At 56.4% G+C, this 17,906-nt stretch carries 20 protein-coding genes, 1 tRNA gene and 1 pseudogene; 3 read left to right on the top strand and 19 right to left on the bottom strand.

Annotated features, from left to right (window positions below; all coding sequences use genetic code 11):
- Positions 1-118: 118 nt before the first annotated feature.
- The 17 genes from B3N48_RS05225 to B3N48_RS05145 form a co-directional block, all read right to left on the bottom strand.
- Positions 119-194, bottom strand: a tRNA-Lys gene (locus tag B3N48_RS05225).
- A 63-nt stretch (positions 195-257) separates the two neighbouring features.
- Positions 258-932, bottom strand: a complete 675-nt coding sequence (gene queC, locus B3N48_RS05220) for a 7-cyano-7-deazaguanine synthase QueC (protein WP_296181604.1) — start codon at positions 930-932, stop codon at positions 258-260.
- 16 nt (positions 933-948) lie between these two features.
- Entirely contained in the window at positions 949-1,596 is a 648-nt protein-coding gene (gene queE / locus B3N48_RS05215) for a 7-carboxy-7-deazaguanine synthase QueE (protein WP_296180312.1), read from the bottom strand.
- Positions 1,597-1,773: 177 nt separating this feature from the next.
- Complete coding sequence (gene ybgF / locus B3N48_RS05210) at positions 1,774-2,604, bottom strand: tol-pal system protein YbgF (protein ID WP_296180309.1); 831 nt, start codon at positions 2,602-2,604, stop codon at positions 1,774-1,776.
- A 6-nt stretch (positions 2,605-2,610) separates the two neighbouring features.
- On the bottom strand, positions 2,611-3,111 hold the full coding sequence (pal, locus tag B3N48_RS05205; RefSeq protein ID WP_296180307.1) for a peptidoglycan-associated lipoprotein Pal: 501 nt from the start codon (positions 3,109-3,111) through the stop codon (positions 2,611-2,613).
- Between the two features lie 52 nt (positions 3,112-3,163).
- Positions 3,164-4,465 (bottom strand): Tol-Pal system beta propeller repeat protein TolB, encoded by a 1,302-nt coding sequence (gene tolB / locus B3N48_RS05200; RefSeq protein WP_296180305.1) that lies wholly within the window; start codon positions 4,463-4,465, stop codon positions 3,164-3,166.
- Positions 4,462-5,532, bottom strand: coding sequence for a cell envelope integrity protein TolA (gene tolA / locus B3N48_RS05195; RefSeq protein ID WP_296180303.1), 1,071 nt, complete (start codon positions 5,530-5,532; stop codon positions 4,462-4,464). The genes tolB and tolA overlap by 4 nt, the downstream gene beginning before the upstream one ends.
- Entirely contained in the window at positions 5,532-5,996 is a 465-nt protein-coding gene (gene tolR, locus B3N48_RS05190; protein WP_414704197.1) for a protein TolR, read from the bottom strand. Before tolR ends, tolA begins: the two co-directional genes overlap by 1 nt.
- A gap of 14 nt (positions 5,997-6,010) precedes the next feature.
- The gene (tolQ, locus tag B3N48_RS05185; protein WP_110947339.1) at positions 6,011-6,706 is read right to left on the bottom strand and encodes a protein TolQ; all 696 of its coding nucleotides are present in this window, start codon (positions 6,704-6,706) and stop codon (positions 6,011-6,013) included.
- Positions 6,696-7,166, bottom strand: a complete 471-nt coding sequence (ybgC, locus tag B3N48_RS05180) for a tol-pal system-associated acyl-CoA thioesterase (protein ID WP_296180295.1) — start codon at positions 7,164-7,166, stop codon at positions 6,696-6,698. Before ybgC ends, tolQ begins: the two co-directional genes overlap by 11 nt.
- A gap of 138 nt (positions 7,167-7,304) precedes the next feature.
- Positions 7,305-8,360, bottom strand: coding sequence for a Holliday junction branch migration DNA helicase RuvB (gene ruvB, locus B3N48_RS05175; RefSeq protein WP_296180292.1), 1,056 nt, complete (start codon positions 8,358-8,360; stop codon positions 7,305-7,307).
- A complete protein-coding gene (ruvA, locus tag B3N48_RS05170) occupies positions 8,361-8,969 on the bottom strand; it encodes a Holliday junction branch migration protein RuvA (RefSeq protein WP_296180291.1) in 609 nt (202 codons plus the stop codon).
- Between the two features lie 113 nt (positions 8,970-9,082).
- Entirely contained in the window at positions 9,083-9,607 is a 525-nt protein-coding gene (gene ruvC, locus B3N48_RS05165) for a crossover junction endodeoxyribonuclease RuvC (RefSeq protein WP_296180289.1), read from the bottom strand.
- A gap of 126 nt (positions 9,608-9,733) precedes the next feature.
- Complete coding sequence (locus tag B3N48_RS05160; RefSeq protein WP_296180287.1) at positions 9,734-10,480, bottom strand: YebC/PmpR family DNA-binding transcriptional regulator; 747 nt, start codon at positions 10,478-10,480, stop codon at positions 9,734-9,736.
- Between the two features lie 130 nt (positions 10,481-10,610).
- A complete protein-coding gene (aspS, locus tag B3N48_RS05155; RefSeq protein WP_296181599.1) occupies positions 10,611-12,386 on the bottom strand; it encodes an aspartate--tRNA ligase in 1,776 nt (591 codons plus the stop codon).
- Positions 12,387-12,667: 281 nt separating this feature from the next.
- Complete coding sequence (locus tag B3N48_RS05150; protein ID WP_296180286.1) at positions 12,668-13,009, bottom strand: ribbon-helix-helix domain-containing protein; 342 nt, start codon at positions 13,007-13,009, stop codon at positions 12,668-12,670.
- A gap of 412 nt (positions 13,010-13,421) precedes the next feature.
- Entirely contained in the window at positions 13,422-13,895 is a 474-nt protein-coding gene (locus B3N48_RS05145) for a Dps family protein (protein ID WP_296180284.1), read from the bottom strand.
- A gap of 402 nt (positions 13,896-14,297) precedes the next feature.
- Here B3N48_RS05145 and B3N48_RS26810 point away from each other — a divergent pair.
- Both B3N48_RS26810 and B3N48_RS26805 read left to right on the top strand, forming a co-directional pair.
- A pseudogene (locus B3N48_RS26810) lies at positions 14,298-14,573 on the top strand (cold shock domain-containing protein membrane protein); the annotation flags it as partial.
- Positions 14,574-14,681: 108 nt separating this feature from the next.
- Entirely contained in the window at positions 14,682-14,903 is a 222-nt protein-coding gene (locus B3N48_RS26805; RefSeq protein ID WP_218568412.1) for a cold shock domain-containing protein, read from the top strand.
- Positions 14,904-14,948: 45 nt separating this feature from the next.
- Here B3N48_RS26805 and B3N48_RS05135 read toward each other — a convergent pair whose 3' ends face one another.
- Both B3N48_RS05135 and B3N48_RS05130 read right to left on the bottom strand, forming a co-directional pair.
- Complete coding sequence (locus B3N48_RS05135) at positions 14,949-15,155, bottom strand: SlyX family protein (protein ID WP_296180280.1); 207 nt, start codon at positions 15,153-15,155, stop codon at positions 14,949-14,951.
- Positions 15,145-15,582 (bottom strand): HIT family protein, encoded by a 438-nt coding sequence (locus B3N48_RS05130; protein WP_296180278.1) that lies wholly within the window; start codon positions 15,580-15,582, stop codon positions 15,145-15,147. The genes B3N48_RS05135 and B3N48_RS05130 overlap by 11 nt, the downstream gene beginning before the upstream one ends.
- A 998-nt stretch (positions 15,583-16,580) precedes the next feature.
- Here B3N48_RS05130 and B3N48_RS05125 point away from each other — a divergent pair.
- Positions 16,581-17,903, top strand: a complete 1,323-nt coding sequence (locus B3N48_RS05125) for an OprD family porin (RefSeq protein WP_296180276.1) — start codon at positions 16,581-16,583, stop codon at positions 17,901-17,903.
- Positions 17,904-17,906 lie beyond the last annotated feature (3 nt).

The raw sequence follows: 17,906 nt of genomic DNA, 5'->3' as shown, positions 1-17,906 counted from the left end.
CTGCATGTCTGCACCTCGGCGAATGCTTCAATCTGCCTCCAGACCTTAGCCCCACTTTCGTTCAGGCGAAAAAAAACCCGAGAATTCACACTTACGTGGACCTCTCGGGTTTTGAAGATGGTGGGTCGTGTAGGATTCGAACCTACGACCAATTGGTTAAAAGCCAACTGCTCTACCAACTGAGCTAACGACCCGCTTCGTGGTGGCGCGTATATTACTGATTTTTCTCAGTAATTCAACACCCTCCATCAAAAAAATTAAAAATAACGCGTGGGATCGGCAACGCCAGCTGCCGCGAAGCCTTCAGCGCGCAGGCGGCAGCTGTCGCATTTGCCGCAAGCACGGCCTTGATCGTCGGCCTGATAACAGGAAACAGTCAGCCCATAGTCGACGCCCAAGCGTGTTCCGGCTTTCACGATGTCGGCCTTGCTCAGCATCTGCAACGGCGCCTGAATCGTGAAGCCCTGGCCTTCTACGCCAGCCTTGGTCGCGAGGTTGGCCATGCGTTCAAAGGACTCGACGAACTCAGGGCGGCAATCAGGATAGCCTGAGTAGTCGACCGCGTTGACGCCAATGAAGATGTCGCGCGCGCCCAGCACTTCAGCCCAGCCCAACGCCAACGACAGAAACACCGTGTTGCGCGCAGGTACGTAGGTGACCGGGATGCCTTGGCCCGGTGTTTCCGGCACTGCGATGCTGCTGTCGGTAAGGGCCGAGCCGCCAATGCCATTCAAGTCAAGGCCGATCACCTTGTGTTCGACCACACCCAGATCTTTGGCGACACGCTCCGCCGCTTGGAGCTCGGCGCGGTGGCGCTGGCCGTAATCGAAACTCATGGTGTAACAGGTAAAACCGTCGGCCTTTGCCATCGCAACCACCGTGGCCGAATCCAGGCCACCCGACAGCAGAATCACCGCTCGTTTTTCAGTCATTGTGTGTTCACTCATGTCAGCGTCCCGGCTCATCGTCCCAGAGAATTTTGTGAAGCTGCAATTGCAGGCGCACTGGTAGGTTATCGGCGACGATCCAGTCGGCCAGGTCTCGGACGTTCAAGTCGCGGTGCACCGGAGAAAACAGCACTTCCCCGGCGCGGCGCTCGAGACCGTATTGGATGATCTTCGAGACCGCCCAGTCGTAGTCTTCCCGCGAGCAGATGACGAATTTGATCTGGTCATTAGGCGTCAAGAGCGCGATGTTTTCGTAACGGTTGCGCGCGACTTCTTTCGAGCCGGGCGTTTTCAGATCGACCACGCGGCTGACGCGAGGGTCCACCTTGGAGATGTCCAGGGCGCCGCTGGTTTCCAGAGAAACCTCATAACCGGCGTCGCACAACCGCTGAAGAAGCGGGATGGCATTGGGTTGCGCCAACGGCTCGCCCCCGGTCACGCAGACGTAGCGCGGACGGTAGCTGGCAACCTGGTCCATGAGCGAATCAAGAGTCTGGATCGTGCCGCCGCTGAAGGCGTATTCGCTGTCGCAATAGCCACAACGAAGGGGACATCCGGTGAGGCGCACAAAAACGGTAGGCAAGCCTGCCGTGCGCGTTTCACCCTGCAACGAGTAAAAAACTTCGGTGATGCGTAATGTGTCTTGCATAGGGGCCACGGGCGTAACGGCTAAACAGGCCATCCGCCTCCGTCAGGCACTTCCGTACACCCTGCGCTAGCAGAATCCACAGAAGCGTAATCAATACCGGAATTTCGGGTGCGAGATTCTAACGAAAAAAGCCGCGCAACGCGCGGCTTTCTTGAATACAAGGTCAAGCATTGGGTATCAGAGGCGTTGAAGATCGCGCTGAGCCAATTGCGCAGCGGATGTCCCAGGGTACTGAGCGACAACCTGCTGGAGAATACCTTTGACCTTATCGGTATGACCGAGGCGGCGCTCTACATCAGCGAGCTTGTAGAGAGAATCAGGCACCTTGGCATGCTTCGGATAAAGCTGACTGACTTTGGCGAAAGCCTGACCAGCACCTTGTAGATCACCTTTGGCCAGATTCACTTCTCCCAACCAATACTGAGCGTTGCCCGCGTATTGACTGTTGGGGTATTTACGCAAAAAAGCAGCGAACGCCTGGCTGGCCTTATCGAAATCTTTAGCCTTGATCAGATCGAAAGCAGCATCGTAGTAGAGCTTTTCTTTCGCGGGATCACCCGGTTCCGTGCTGGTCTGAGATGCCTGGGCAGCAGCTGCACCAGCAGAGGCAGCGGAGGCTCCGCCGGCGTTAACGCCACCGTCGGAAGCTGAATTATTGGCAGCTGGAGCAGCAGGTGCGCCGCCAGCTCCGATACGAGAGTCGAGATCCTTGTAACGATCCAGCGCTTCTTGCTTCATCTGCTGAATGTCGTTTTGCTGGACTTCGACGATTCCGCGCAAGCGCGATATTTCATCCTGCATTTGTTGCAACTGCATGAACAGCTGACCTTGCGCCGAAGGCTGGGCCGTGGCCCCACCTCCGGCGTAGGCGCCCGCCGTACCATAACCCGATGGCGGATAACTGCTACCAGCAGAGCCAGAGTTGTCATCGACCACAGGAACCGCACCCATCGCTGTAAGAGGGAGGGTGAGAGCCAAAACGGTTAAAGCACGGCGGCACGTTCGCATGTCAAATTACTTACGCAGTTCGACGCGACGGTTTTGAGCCCAGGATTGCTCGTCGTTGCCGGTAGCAACTGGACGCTCTTCACCGTAGGACACGATTTCCAGCTGTGCTGGCGATACGCCTTGCAGAACCAGGTAGCGTTGAACGGCTTTCGCACGACGCTCGCCCAGTGCCAGGTTGTATTCGCGAGTACCGCGTTCGTCAGTATTACCTTCCAGAACAACGCGAGCGCCGTTAGCTTTCAGGTCCTTCGCGTGAACGTCCAGAGCGCGCATGGCTTCTGGTTTCAGGTCAGAACTGTCGTATTCGAAGTAGAAAGTGGTGATCGCGCGCAGAGCAGCTTCTTCGCTCAGGCTGCCGTCAACAGCACCAGTGTTAGCGCCGTAGCCAGCGTTTGGATCTACAGCAGCGCCTTGACCGGCATTGTCGCCGCCTTTGGACGAGCAACCTACAGCTACAGCCATGGCCAGAGCCAGTGCAGCAAATTTACCAAACTTCAGCATTTCCATCGTGAAACTCCTAATGAACCCCAGTGTGTTAAGTAAAACGTAAAGCGCCGCGTCAGTTCAGGTAAGGGGACCAGGAAGGTTCTCTGACTTCGCCTTGTGCGGTAGGAAGCGGGAGCCTTACGCGTCCATTGATGGACACGAGCATCAAGACTCCCCGGCCCTGCTGGCGGGTGGCGTAGATTACCATGGTGCCGTTGGGCGCAACAGTAGGCGACTCATCAAGGTTGCTGTCTGTGAGGATTTTTACGCTACCGCGCTGCAAATCCTGAGCCGCTACCTTGAAGTTAGTGAAACCATCTTGACGATGGATCATGACCAGCGTTTTCTCATCGGCCGACAATTTAGGGTTAGCGTTGTAGTTGCCGATGAAAGTAACGCGTTCTGCGCCACCGCCATTAATGCTCGTTTTATAGATCTGTGGCTTGCCGCCGCGATCGGACGTGAAATAAAGAGTAGAGCCGTCTTTACCAAAGAAAGGTTCGGTATCGATGGACGAATCATTGGTGACACGCGAAAGCTGACGAGACGCCAGATTCATCACATAGATTTCGGGGTTACCGTCTTTCGACAACACCATCGCAAGCTTGCTGCCATCCGGGGACCATGCAGGTGCGCCGTTCAGACCTTCGAAGTTTGTGATCTGCTCACGGCGGCCGGTGTCGATGTGTTGAACGAAGATGCGCGGGCGCTTCTGCTCGAACGACACGTAGGCGATACGCTTGCCATCCGGCGCGAAGCGCGGCGACAGGATCGGCTCACGGGACTGCAGCAACGTCACTGCACGGGCGCCGTCGTAGTCCGAGCGTTGCAGCGTGTAGCGGGTATTGTTAGCCGCGAAACGCTCGGCCGTGACGTACAGCATGCGGGTCGAAAACGCGCCCTTGATGCCGGTCAGTTTTTCGAATGACTGATCGGAAATGTAATGCGCCATGTCACGGAGCTGATCAGTCGTGCCCGACACATTACCGGTAAGCACCTGTTGCTCGGTCGCAACGTTGAACAGCGCGTACTGGACCTGCAGACGGCCGCCGGCAGGCGAAATGCTGCCGACCATGACGTACTGAGCGCCCAGAGCCTTCCAGTCCCGGAAGATGACTTCGCTTGCCTGGCTCGGCTGGCTGATCATGTTTTCCTTTGGAATGGGCGAGTAATAGCCCGAATTCAGCAAGTCATTGCTGATGATCTGAGCCATGTCTTCAGGCAAAACGCTGCCGCCCTGCAGGCCAAAAGGCACGACCGCAATAGGTGTAGCGCGGTCACTGCCGCTTGTAACCAGAATGTTCTTTTCGTCGGCAGCGGCGAAACCTGCTGCGCAGCAAAGCACGACAAGCAATCCTCGAAGAAGGTTAATCACAAGGCTAGATCCTCAGGTGTGAATGTCATCTTGAATGAACGGTAAGGCGCGAAATCCGAAGGTTTCAGCCCCTGCATCTCTGTCAAACGACCAATGTTCTTGACCGCTGCTACTGCCGAGCTGTCGAAGGGACCGTCGCCGCTGGACTTACTCACGGTCACCGAGGTGATCGTACCGTCCGGCAGCATGGCGATCTGCAACACGACTGTCATGCCCTTGCGCGCTGAAGGTGGACGTGCCCAACCTTCGGCAGCTCGCGAACGGATCAAGTCATCGAAGCTCCCAGCGACTTCATCACCCTTCTCATCGGCCAGCGCCTGTTGGCGCTCCGGCTTGTCGGAGAGCAAGTCAGCCAATGCTTGCGCCTTCTTCTCTTCCGCTGATTTACGGGCAGCGTCCTGGGCCTTCTTCTTCGCGTCGTCAGCAGCTTTCTTTTTGGCATCCTCAGCCGCTTTTTTCTTCGCGTCTTCGGCGGCCTTTTTCTTCGCATCCTCAGCTGCCTGCTTCTTCGCGTCCTCGGCAGCCTGTTTCTTGGCTTCTTCCGCGGCCGCGCGCTTGGCGTCTTCCTCTGCTTTCTTCTTCGCGTCGTCTTCAGCTTTTTTCTTGGCTATATCAGCCAATTGTTTCTCTTCAGCTGCTTTCTTCGCATCGTCCGCTTTTTTGGCTTCGGCTTTCTTCGCGTCATCGGCTTTTTTGGCCTCTTCCGCTTTCTTCGCTTCCTCAGCCTTTTGTTCTTCGGCTTTTTGAGCGGCATCGGCTTTCTTTTGTTCCGCCGCCTTTATCGCCTCTTGCTCAACTTTTTTCTGCTCCATCTGCTCGACTTCAGTTTGTCGCGCAGCGGACTTCTTCGCCTCGCCAGCAAGCTTCTGGTTGGTCTGGGTCGTGGCCTGACTTTTCGACTTGAGCTGATACAGCGTGGCCTGAACGATGGGTTTCGCTTCAGGCAACTCCGGCGTCATCGCGAAGCTGACGAACAACAGACCAAAAATCAGGACGTGCAGCGCCACAGCCCAGACTGAGGGCCAGAAGTAGCTTTCCGAGGCTGTCGGCTCTCGAATTGGCTGCATCAGGGCGCCTCGGTAATCAGACCAACGTTCCCGACACCGGCTTTCTGCAGCCCGCCCATCGTGCCCATGACAGCACCGTAGTCGACGGATTTGTCGCCGCGGATGAAGACTTGGGTTTGCTTGCCAGCGTCACGACCCGCCGCAATGATCTTGGTCACGGCGCTGGTCAATTGCGGCAAGGTCATGGCCTTGTCCATCTGCTTGTCGGTATCGACTTCGCTGCCAAGGTTCCAGTAATAGGTCTTGTCAGCCTTGATCGAAATGGTCAGGACCTGATTGTTGTTGTCCTGCGGCAAGGCCTCGCTGGAGACCTTGGGCAGATCGACTTTCACGCCCTGGTTAATCATTGGAGCCGTCACCATGAAAATGACCAGCAGTACCAACATCACGTCGATGTAGGGCACCACGTTCATTTCGGCGACCGGCCTGCGTTTGCTGCGTCGACCGCGAGCGATTAAAGCCATTGTGTAATACCTGCTTAGTCTTCGCTGGTGTGCACTTTACGGTGCAGGATGGCCTGGAACTCGTCGGCGAATGTGTAGTAACGGCCGATCAGGTTCTCGCCGCGAGCGGCGAAACGGTTGTAGGCGATTACTGCAGGAATTGCCGCGAAAAGGCCAATGGCAGTCGCGATCAGCGCTTCGGCAATACCCGGCGCGACGGTGGCCAGAGTGGCTTGCTGTGCAGTGGCCAAGCCGCGGAAGGAGTTCATGATCCCCCAGACGGTGCCGAAGAGACCGACATACGGGCTGGTAGAGCCCACGGTCGCCAGGAATGGCAGGCTCTGCTCGAGTTTTTCTTCTTCACGGGAAATCGCGACGCGCATGGCACGGGCCACACCTTCCATCACGGCATCAGGATCGACGCCAGGCTGTTGGCGCAAGCGCGAGAATTCTTTGAAACCAGCGCGGAAGATTTGCTCGACGCCCGAATCAGGATCAGGGTTGCTACCCGCCTGACGGTATAACTTGGACAGGTCGATGCCTGACCAGAAACGTTCCTCGAAGCTGTCAAGCGCACGACGCCCCGCGCGCAGCATGGAGCTGCGTTGAAAAATCATGATCCACGAAGTGACCGATGCAGCCACCAGGATCAGCATCACCAACTGAACGACCACGCTGGCATTGCTGACCAAACTCCACATGGAGGTATGGTCGACGACGTTAGCTTCCACGCTGTATCTCCTGCTCTGAATGTGTGCCCGCGCCGCTCTGACCGGCGAAGGCCGCGCGCAGAGTTTCGGGAATGGCCCGGGGTCTCAAACTATCGGCGCGTACACACGCCACTAAAAACTGCCCTTCGCAGAGCAGCACATCATCCGCAGCCCGCCTGACATGCTGGTGAAAGCGCAGGCTGGCACGGTTCAATTCGATCACTTCGGCGCTGACCAGGAGTTCGTCGTCCAGCCGGGCGGGTTTGTGATAACGCGCCTCACTGGAATGCACGACAAACAACAGGTTCTCGTCACCTGCCATCGCAGACTGGGCAAAGCCCAATGCCCGCAACCGCTCGGTTCGAGCCCGTTCCATGAATTTCAGGTAGTTGACGTAGTAAACGATGCCACCCGCGTCGGTGTCCTCGTAATAAACGCGACAGCGATGTGCGAACGACTGCCCCCCGTTTTGCGCGCGCATACTCTAGTGCTTACTCCCTGGGTTGCCAATCCGGCCAGGCAACTGTTTTTCATCGATTTTCATCAGCAGACACAAGGCACATTGCCGCGACTGCCCGTCTGACCACCAAATACCGGAATAAATCGGTCGGTAGCGCATTTATTCGTCGACATCGTCAGCCAGCTCGTCGGGAATTGACCGCTCACCCATTCTCGAAGGGATGTTCAGGCCAAAGTGCAGATAGGCGTGTCGAGTGACCATGCGACCGCGAGGCGTGCGCATCATATAGCCTTGCTGAATCAAATAGGGCTCCAGCACATCCTCGATAGTGTGTCTTTCTTCGCTGATGGCGGCGGCAAGGTTGTCGACGCCGACGGGTCCCCCATCGAATTTCTCGATCATGGTAAGTAGCAGACGCCGGTCCTGATGATCGAAACCACGCTCATCGACGTCCAGCAGGTTCAACGCGAGATCGGCGATGGCCTTTGTGATTTGCCCTTGAGCACGCACTTCGGCGAAATCCCGGACCCGGCGCAGCAGTCGGTTAGCGATGCGAGGCGTCCCCCGGGCACGACGAGCGATTTCGAACGCCCCTTCGTCTTCGATGTGCAGACCAAGGATACCGGCCGAGCGCGAGACGATCGTAGCCAGGTCTGCCGTGCTGTAGAACTCAAGGCGCTGCACGATCCCGAAACGGTCACGCAGCGGATTGGTCAGCATGCCTGCGCGGGTCGTTGCACCAACCAGGGTGAAAGGTGGGAGATCAAGCTTGATCGATCGCGCTGCGGGACCTTCCCCGATCATGATGTCCAGCTGAAAATCTTCCATCGCCGGGTACAACACCTCTTCGACGATGGGTGAGAGACGGTGGATTTCGTCGATGAACAGCACGTCATGAGGTTCGAGGTTGGTGAGGATCGCCGCGAGGTCGCCCGGCCTTTCGAGGACCGGGCCCGATGTGCTTTTGATCGAGACCGACATTTCCTGGGCGATGATATTGGCCAGCGTGGTTTTACCCAGACCAGGGGGGCCAAAGATCAGCGTATGGTCCAGCGCTTCATTACGCCCCCGGGCTGCTTGAATGAACAGTTCCATTTGCTCGCGCACGGTGGGCTGACCAATGTAATCGGCCAGGCTGAGTGGCCGGATGGCGCGATCCAGTTGCTCGTCACGGTCGCGGCCAGTGGCGGCGATCAGGCGGTCGGCTTCGATCACTTACAGCATCCCCTTGAGTGCGCGGCGAATCAGGTCTTCACTGCTCAGATTCTTGTCTTTGATGGCGGTTATCGCTTTGCTGGCTTCTTGAGGTTTGTAGCCCAGCGACACCAGAGCACTGATGGCGTCCGACTCGGCAGTGGCCACGACAGGCGGAGCTCCCGGACCTTCGGACACCAGCGCGAACGTGCCCGGCAATGCATCCCAAGCCTTGAAGCGGTCTTTGAGTTCAACGAGCAGCCGCTCTGCGGTCTTTTTGCCGACCCCGGGTACGCGGGTCAACGCCGAGGTGTCCTGAGCCTGGACGCAACGTACCAGTTCATCGACCTCCAGCGTCGACATCAAGGCCAACGCCAGCTTAGGGCCCACCCCGTTCAAACGAATCAGCTCGCGAAACATCTCGCGGTCGCGCTTTTCGTAAAAGCCGAACAGCAAGTGGGCATCTTCCCTGACCACCAGATGCGTGTGCAGCGTCACGGTCTCGCCCAAGTGCGGCAAGCGATAAAGGGTCGTCATCGGGACTTCGACTTCGTAGCCCACCCCGCCGACATCGAGTAGCAGGTGCGGAGGCTGCTTTTCAACCAACGCACCGCGCAAACGTCCAATCACGTTTCAAATCCTTTCCAGTCGCCCGACACTACGAGGAACGGGGAAAACCCCGGTCGCCATGTTTGCAGGACTCACGTGAGCTGCAAGTGAAAATATATAAGCGAATGATGCTATCAGAGACGCAGACGACCACCCCGACTGCGCGCGGTATTCAGACCATGTGGAATCAGGCTGGAGCGGGTGTGCGCATGGCATAGGGCGATGGCCAGCGCGTCCGAAGCGTCCACCTGGGGTTTTTGCGTCAGTTTCAGCAAATGCATGACCATCATCATCACTTGGTCTTTGTTCGCTCCACCCGTCCCTGCCACGGCCTGCTTGACTTGCGTGGCGGTGTACTCGGCGATCTCCAGCGTCTCCTCAGCCGCCGCAACAATCGCCGCGCCCCGAGCCTGCCCGAGTTTGAGCGCCGAATCGGCATTGCGAGCCATGAAGACCTTCTCGATGCCCATGGTGACGGGACCGTACGTCTGGATCACCTCGCGTACACCCCGGTAAACAATTTGAAGCCGTTCATACAGCAGACCACTGCCGGTACGAATACACCCGGAGGCCACGTATTCACAGCCACGGCCTGTATCGCGCACCACACCGAAGCCGGTGATTCGCGAACCGGGGTCGATACCTAAAATGAGAGTCATAACGCCTGCTGCTTGAGGAGTGATGCGCACGATTGAACGCAGCATAAAGGCAGAAACCGGAGGCCGATAGCGATGATCGAGTCAACGCTTCGTGCCTCCGGCCTCATGACCCGACGAAGGTGAGGCTCAGCCAAGCTGCTCCATTACCTCGTTCGGGATATCCGCGTTGGAGTAGACGTTCTGGACGTCGTCCAGATCCTCGAGCATATCGATCATCTTGAGGACTTTCTCGGCGCCGTCCAAGTCGAGTTCTGCACTGGTCGTTGGCTGCATGACGATTTCCGCATCGTCGCCCTTGAAGCCCGCAGCTTCCAAGGCGTTGCGCACGGCATAAAAGCCTGTAAACGAAGTGAACACGTCAATCGAGCCGTCGTCATGGCTCACGACATCATCGGCATCGGCTTCCAGGGCTGCTTCGGTCAAAGCGTCCTCGTCGACACCTGGCGCGAAACTGATCTGGCCCTTGCGCTCGAACAGATACGCCACCGAACCGTCGGTCCCCAGGTTACCGCCACACTTGCTGAACGCGTGACGCACGGCAGCGGCGGTACGATTGCGGTTGTCAGTCATGCACTCGACCATCACCGCGACGCCGCCCGGCCCGTAACCTTCATAGGTCAACTCTTCGACATTGTCCGCTTCAGTCGCGCCAGCACCCCGCGCAATTGCGCGGTCAATGATGTCACGGCTCATGTTGGCGCTCAGCGCCTTGTCCAGGGCCAGACGCAGACGCGGATTGGAACCCGGCTCACCACCGCCCTGGCGGGCCGCAACGGTCAGTTCACGAATCCACTTAGTGAAGATCTTGCCTCTTTTGGCATCCTGACGCTCTTTGCGGTGCTTGATGTTCGCCCACTTGGAATGACCAGCCATAACACGCTCCAAACCTTGAAAACGCACGCTGCCGCTCGATTACCCGAACGGCAGCGCTTTACTCGATTCTGTGCCCATCAAGGGCCAGGGCTTCAGGGCGAAACGGATACGATCCGCCCTGCCCTTTCGCTTATTCCGCCTTGGGTGTTTCGCGCAAACGAATGTGCAGCTCGCGCAAGGCCTTGGCATCGACGACGCCTGGTGCCTGGGTCATGACGTCTGCAGCACTCTGTGTTTTCGGGAAGGCGATGACTTCACGAATCGACTGAGCGCCGGTCATCAGCATCACCAGACGGTCCAGGCCGAAGGCCAGACCACCGTGAGGCGGCGCACCGTATTTCAATGCGTCGAGCAGGAAGCCGAACTTCTCCTGCTGCTCGTCTTCGGAGATGCCCAGCAGACGGAAGACCGCTTGCTGCATTTCCTTGCGGTGGATACGGATCGAACCGCCGCCCAACTCGGTACCATTGAGCACCATGTCATACGCGCGGGAAAGCGCGGTCGCCGGGTTGGCTTCCAGCTCTTCAGGCGAGCATTTCGGCGCAGTGAATGGGTGATGCAACGCAGTGAAGCTGCCGTCTTCGTTCTCTTCGAACATCGGGAAATCAACGACCCACATCGGCGCCCACTCGCAGGTCAGCAGATTCAGGTCGTGACCCAGCTTGATACGCAGCGCACCCAACGCTTCGCTGACGATTTTGAATTTGTCGGCGCCGAAGAACACGATGTCACCATCGACCGCGCCAACGCGATCCAGAATCACGTTCAGGTTGGCTTCAGGAATGTTTTTAACGATCGGCGATTGCAGGCCTTCAACACCCTTCGCTCGCTCGTTGACCTTGATGTACGCCAGGCCTTTGGCACCGTAGATGCCTACGAACTTGGTGTACTCGTCGATCTTGCTGCGCGGCATGCTCGCCGCACCGGGAACGCGCAGTGCGGTCACGCGGCATTTCGGATCGTTCGCAGGGCCGCTGAAGACTTTGAATTCGACATCTTTGAGTTGATCGGCAACGTCCACCAGTTCCAGCGGGTTGCGCAGGTCAGGTTTGTCGGAGCCGTAGCGGCGCATAGCCTCTTCGAAGGTCATGTGCGGGAAGTCGCCGAACTCAAGATCCAGCACTTCTTTGAACAGCTTGCGAATCATGCTCTCAGTGAGGCCCATGATGTCGGCTTCGTTGAGGAAGCTGGTTTCGATGTCGATCTGAGTGAACTCAGGCTGACGGTCGGCACGCAGGTCTTCGTCACGGAAGCATTTGGCGATCTGGTAGTAGCGATCAAATCCAGCGACCATCAGCAGTTGCTTGAACAACTGAGGCGACTGCGGCAGGGCGAAGAAACTGCCCGCGTGGGTACGGCTCGGTACCAGATAATCGCGCGCGCCTTCAGGCGTGGCGCGGGTCAGGATCGGGGTTTCGACGTCCAGGAAGCCGTTGCTGTCCAGAAAGCCGCGAATGCTGGAGGTGATGCGAGAGCGCAGGCGCAGCTTCTCGGCCATCTCGGGGCGACGCAGATCGATGAAGCGATAACGCAGACGGGTTTCTTCGCCGACGTCGGAGTACTCGTTCAGCGGGAACGGCGGGGTTTCCGATTCGTTCAGAACTTCCAGCTCGTAACCCAGGACTTCGATGGCGCCGGAGGCCATGTTCGGGTTGACCGCACCCGCTGGCCGGGCCCGGACCTTGCCGGTCAGCTTGACGACGTATTCGCTGCGAACGCGATCGGCGATAGCGAAGGTATCAGCGCGATCAGGATCGAAGACCACTTGAGCCAGACCTTCACGATCGCGGATGTCGAGGAAAATCACCCCCCCGTGGTCACGGCGACGGTGAACCCATCCACAAAGGGTAATTTCCTGGCCTTCCAGGCTTTCGTTCAGTTGGCCGCAATAATGGCTGCGCATCATGATCGTGTATTCACTTCTCGTCATTCGGAATTCGGTGGAGCTCTCGCCCGTCGCCAATGGGCAATGGTGCAGGAGCGTTGGCATGCAGTACAACCTGACGGTCTGTCTCTGCCTTCCATAGTGAGGCGGGGGATTATATAGGGTTAATCAAGGCTGTGCAGCCGCGCCGGCCGATAGAGACCAAGAAGTCGTCCGGGGCACGTTTATTCCTGCCTCCGGACGACCGTCGCAACCGGCGCACCCATCAAGTGCGCGGCTGCGGAGAATGAGTGCCCTGTACGTCAGGCAGACGACAACTGGAGGCCTTCGGCCTTCAACAGATGCGTCACACACACCACGCGAATCAATCCACTGAAATTCTTCACGCCGCCGTATCGCAGATGAACTTCCCGATCGACATGTGACAACACGGCATTGATCGAGCAGCTGTTGCAGTGGGCAATCTCAGACAAGATATTCCAGTACACCCCCTCCAGACGCAAACAGGTGGCAAGACCGTTAAGCCTCACGGAGCGAGACTGCGGCTGCGCCAGATCCATATTGAAATCCTCGACGAAAGGATCGTTTGGAATTTTAAAACATCGGTAGACATCGTGTACCTCCCTTGCGGCATTTTGACTCATGGATTTCCCCTTGATGCAGTTTCGAGCGCAACGATAGAAACATTTGAACTCAAATAAATGACGTGCCTATCAAGCCCTATTCACGGGGGGTTCGCCAGCAGAAGGAGCACTCAGGAAACGTAGGAGATCACCACAAATAGAAGGAGAAAATTGGAGGTCAAAACTCAGGAAACAGCTCGCAAGAAATTAGGTGTTACATATGTATTTTTTAACGACGCCGAGGACGTCATAGCACTTCCGTAAAATTCCTGAAAAATAGCGAGTCAAGAATAACTTAAACGTTTCAGCTGCAAAATCATCCGCATATACACTCACGCAGATATTTGCAGGTTCAAAACCGTCAATTGATTGGGGGACTAAAAGGCTGAGGAGGGCATGAGCGGCAAGATACGCCGCTCATGAATCACTGCAGTTATTTTTCGTCGAGCATTGCACGCAGCATCCACGCAGTTTTTTCGTGCACTTGCATACGCTGGGTCAGCAAATCGGCGGTAGGCTCATCGCTTACCTTGTCCAAAAGCGGAAAGATCCCACGAGCAGTGCGCGTAACGGCTTCTTGACCGCTTACCAATGAGCGAATCATGTCCTCCGCAGAAGGCACACCTTCTTCCTCTTTGATCGAGGACAGGCGGGCATACGTCGAATAGGTGCCTGGTGCAGGAAAGCCCAGCGCACGAATGCGTTCTGCGATCAGGTCCACCGCCAGCGCCAGCTCGTTGTACTGCTCCTCGAACATCAGGTGCAGGGTGCGAAACATTGGACCGGTGACGTTCCAGTGGAAGTTATGGGTTTTCAGATACAGCACATAGGTATCTGCCAGCAGGCGGGAAAGACCGTCCACAATGGACTTGCGGTCTTCTTCACTGATGCCAATATCGATTGCCATGCTACGTCCTCTTTATATGATGATCGCTTCAAAAAACCTGTCGACCACTCTAACAAGACCCGAGCAACGGCGCAGCCTTATCGGCGCAACACGGCTAGCCCAAGTGGGTGAATCGCTGAACGACCGCATCCGCCGCTGTAGACGCCTCTGAATCGGGCCTCTGACCTGCGACGGCGATTCGGAGACAAATAGCCATCATCTTCCGCGATCAGCGGCGCTAAGCGCTTGATTTGAGTAGCTCTGCGCTTTGCTGTTAAATACGGAGGTGCCGCTACTGACAAGCCATCAGGCTGTAGCGCACAGGCTGAGTTGGCCTTCGTGCATCACGCCTCCTTTTTCTCCGAAGCGTACCGACAGTCAACAGCCTCTTATCGTGATCCTTCTTAAATGTGAGTCATCAAAATGTTGAAAATAGTCCACTTGCTAACGGGCGCAGCTGCCCTGCTGCTTTCATTCATACCTAGCCTGCGTAGTGAAGCGTTGTCTTCTTACCTGTCCCATCCCGAAGCGTTGTACCTGGCCCTGTTTGGCTTGATCAACCTCATCGTCGCGCCGGTGATCCCCTACTGGAACAAAGGTCCACGTCATCAACTGCAAAATCTGGTCAGCGCATTGCTGGTGCTGGCGGTGGTGCTGCAAATCCTGACGTTGCTTGTTCCGCTGGAAACCATCGCAGGGCAACCGGCCGTGCTGGTCAGCCTTCTGGCACTGGTCGTTGCAGTCGCCATCCACCTTGGGGTCAGCTTCTATAAGTCCTCACCGTCTGCATCGCCACAGCCACATGAACTGGGCCAGCGTGATACCGGCACGGTTAAGTGGTTCAACACCTCCAAAGGCTTCGGCTTCATCTCCCGTGACTCTGGCGACGATATTTTCGTGCATTTTCGAGCCATCCGCGGTGAAGGCCATCGCGTACTGGTCGAGGGTCAGCGCGTGGAGTTTTCGGTGATGAACCGCGACAAAGGCTTGCAAGCAGAAGACGTCATCGCTGCGCTGCCCCGCCGTTAGTCCCCCCCAAAAAAAACCGCGCTCCAGGGCGCGGTTTTTTTTCGCTTAATAATGAGGGGGTGGTGATTCTTCTTCGAATGCCTCGAACTGCCCACCCATCTCCTCTTGCCGCTTGATCAACGCCGCCATTTGCAGCTGCATGCGTTCCAGACTCCGCTGCTGGGCGACCAGCACATCGTTGAGGGCCTGAATGGTGTCGTCCTGAAAAGCCAGGCGTGTCTCAAGATCCGTTACCCGGTCTTCAAGCGTCATTCGCCACCTCCACAAAAGTAAGATCAGTTGCGAGCGCGGCTTTTAACCGACCGATTACGTCGAGCGCCTCGTCGGCCGTATACGCGACTGCGGGGTGCTTGCCCCAGACAGGCGCAGGCCATGCGATGTCGCCCCTGCGGCGAACGATGACGTGCATATGCAGCTGGCTGACGACGTTCCCCAGCGCAGCGACATTCATTTTGTCAGCCTCGAACACCTGCTGAAGCGTCCGGGATAACGAGGTGGTCTCTTTCCACAACTGCAACTGTTCGTCATCCGACAACTGAAAGACTTCACTAACATCAGCCTTGCGCGGCACCAGTATGAACCAGGGATATTGCGAATCGTTCGACAGAAGCAGCCGACACAGGGGAAAATCCCCTACGGGCAATGTGTCCTGCAATAAACGTTGATCCAGAACAAACACGCTTGAACTCCTGATGGCCGATTTGGCTGTCGAACTAAAGGGTAACAAGTGATACGACTCGTCAATGCTAAGCAGGATACTCGGGAATAACCGCGGAATCACGCCAGCGTGAGCATACGCGCCATTTTGCGCATGTACTGTTGATTCAGAGTCAGCAACAGCGCCCTTTGCTACACGCACCAGAATCGAACGACTTACACTGACCCGCACCGGGATGATGCGGTTTTCACGACGAAAACACAGCCTATGCAGGCTTGAGCGACGATCGGCCAGACCTTGCAATTCAATCGCTTGACTAACTAGCCTCGCTTGGGGTCTTAACGTCCTGGTCAAGCAACCCTACGCTTTGCAGACGACCGTACCAAACACAGGCAAAAAACACCTGACATGCACCAAAACGACTCACCGCGCGGATTTTTCTGACAGCCCTATCCGCCGTTTACCCACATTCTGGCGGTAACAGGTAACGTCAGTGACATTTAGAAGCGCTAACCTCATGTACTTGCGCCGCACAAGCGGAAATTTTCAGAATTTTTTTAGCGTTTAGAAACATGGACTTAGGACGCATTTCGAAGGTAACCAGGGTTCTCTCAACGTTTTTTTCACGTTGTGCGGAACTTTGAGCACGGTTGTTGCTTTGTCACCCACAGGACCAAAAATCTAGCGTTCAACACGCGCTTCAGCGGTCAAGGAAAAAATGGCGAACAGGCTTCTGGGGGCTTGGATGAGGGGGGTGAAGGTCGCAACGGATACGTAACCCGACCATCGGAAAGTACCGCAGTAGTTGTACGTCTTAGAGATAAGGAGCTGTTCAGTAGCGACATGGACAGAGCTGTTTTGCGACATGGCCGTAAAGAAATTGAAAGGATAGGTCGGTAACTATCGCCAATAATGTCAGCGTGCTATAAGTTTCGCCGACACCAAAAAGAAAGAGCCGCCCAGATAAAAAAACAGGTGGACGGCAGTACTCTTCTTAAAACCAAAGGAGCAAAGTCACGATGAGAGTGATGAAGTGGAGCGCAATCGCACTGGCAGTTACTGCGGCCAGCACCCAATTGGCATCGGCTGCGGCATTCGTAAGCGACCAGTCTGAAGCCACTGGTTTTGTAGAAGGTAGCAAGCTGGACGTCAAAGCCCGCAACTACTACTACAACCGCGACAAAATGAATGGTGCTGTTGACGACAAGGACTGGACTCAAGGTTTCTGGGGCAACTTCAGCTCCGGTTACACCCAAGGTCTGATCGGTGTGGGTATCGATGCATTCGGTTACGCTGGCTTCAAGCTGGACGGCTCCGACAAGTACTCCGGTTCGGGCAACCTGGTGACTGACAGCCAGGGTCGCAACGAAGACAGCTTCGGCAAAGCCGGTGCAGCGGTTAAATTCCGCGTCTCGAAAACCGAACTGAAAATCGGCGACATGCAGCCGCAGAACCCTGTGTTCGCAGTAGGCGGTTCTCGCCTGTTGCCACAAACTGCAAGCGGTATCACCTTGCAGAGCAGTGAGATCAAAGGTCTCGACGTTGAAGCAGGTCGTTTCTACTCCGGCACCAGCCAGGACGAAACCAACCGTGATGGTGAAATCTGGGCGACTTATGCCGGCGTCACTTCCAAATCCGCCACTTACGGCGGCGGTAAGTATGCTGTCACCGACAACCTGGGCGTTGGTTTCTACTACAACAAACTGGAAGACGTGTGGAATCAGTACTACGGCAACGTGAACTACGCACTGCCGTTGACCGATGACCAATCCCTGGCCTTCGACTTCAACTACTACAACACCCAGGACACTGGCAGCAAAAAAGCAGGCGACATCAGCAACAACGCCTACTCGCTGTCTGCGGCTTACTCGTTCCTGGCTGCACATACCTTGACTCTGGCCTTCCAGAAAGTTAACGGCGATACCCCATTCGACTACATCGGTATCGGCGACAACAACCGCGGTGGCGACTCGATCTTCCTGGCGAACTCGATTCAATACTCTGACTTCAACGCCCCAGGTGAAAAATCCTGGCAAGCTCGCTACGACCTGAACATGGCACCATACGGTGTGCCAGGCCTGAGCTTCATGGCGCGTTACGTCAGCGGTACTGACATTGATGGCACTCACACTCCATCGAACAGCACCTACACGGGTCTGTACGGTGCTGACGGTAGCCACCACGAGACCAACGTCGAGGCCAAGTACGTCGTACAGACCGGCCCGGCCAAAGACCTGTCGTTCCGCATCCGTCAAGCGTTCCACCGCGCCAACACGGACGAGGGCGAAGGCGATGTCAACGAGTTCCGTCTGATCGTCGACTACCCGATTTCGGTTCTGTAATAG

This window comes from Pseudomonas sp. UBA1879, assembly GCF_002338065.1.
Classification (GTDB): domain Bacteria; phylum Pseudomonadota; class Gammaproteobacteria; order Pseudomonadales; family Pseudomonadaceae; genus Aquipseudomonas.
Note: the sequence above shows the minus strand (reverse complement) of the source record. Positions and strands in the feature narration are given on the sequence as shown.

Excerpts from the sequence above, each read along its gene's own strand:
- queC (WP_296181604.1), bottom strand. The coding sequence starts at position 932 with ATGACTGAAAAACGAGCGGTGATTCTGCTGTCGGGTGGCCTGGATTCG.
- queE (WP_296180312.1), bottom strand. The coding sequence starts at position 1,596 with ATGCAAGACACATTACGCATCACCGAAGTTTTTTACTCGTTGCAGGGT.
- ybgF (WP_296180309.1), bottom strand. The coding sequence starts at position 2,604 with ATGCGAACGTGCCGCCGTGCTTTAACCGTTTTGGCTCTCACCCTCCCT.
- pal (WP_296180307.1), bottom strand. The coding sequence starts at position 3,111 with ATGGAAATGCTGAAGTTTGGTAAATTTGCTGCACTGGCTCTGGCCATG.
- tolA (WP_296180303.1), bottom strand. The coding sequence starts at position 5,532 with ATGCAGCCAATTCGAGAGCCGACAGCCTCGGAAAGCTACTTCTGGCCC.
- tolR (WP_414704197.1), bottom strand. The coding sequence starts at position 5,996 with ATGGCTTTAATCGCTCGCGGTCGACGCAGCAAACGCAGGCCGGTCGCC.
- ybgC (WP_296180295.1), bottom strand. The coding sequence starts at position 7,166 with ATGCGCGCGCAAAACGGGGGGCAGTCGTTCGCACATCGCTGTCGCGTT.
- ruvC (WP_296180289.1), bottom strand. The coding sequence starts at position 9,607 with ATGACTCTCATTTTAGGTATCGACCCCGGTTCGCGAATCACCGGCTTC.
- B3N48_RS05160 (WP_296180287.1), bottom strand. The coding sequence starts at position 10,480 with ATGGCTGGTCATTCCAAGTGGGCGAACATCAAGCACCGCAAAGAGCGT.
- aspS (WP_296181599.1), bottom strand. The coding sequence starts at position 12,386 with ATGATGCGCAGCCATTATTGCGGCCAACTGAACGAAAGCCTGGAAGGC.
- B3N48_RS05150 (WP_296180286.1), bottom strand. The coding sequence starts at position 13,009 with ATGAGTCAAAATGCCGCAAGGGAGGTACACGATGTCTACCGATGTTTT.
- B3N48_RS05145 (WP_296180284.1), bottom strand. The coding sequence starts at position 13,895 with ATGGCAATCGATATTGGCATCAGTGAAGAAGACCGCAAGTCCATTGTG.
- B3N48_RS05135 (WP_296180280.1), bottom strand. The coding sequence starts at position 15,155 with ATGACGCTTGAAGACCGGGTAACGGATCTTGAGACACGCCTGGCTTTT.
- B3N48_RS05125 (WP_296180276.1), top strand. The coding sequence starts at position 16,581 with ATGAGAGTGATGAAGTGGAGCGCAATCGCACTGGCAGTTACTGCGGCC.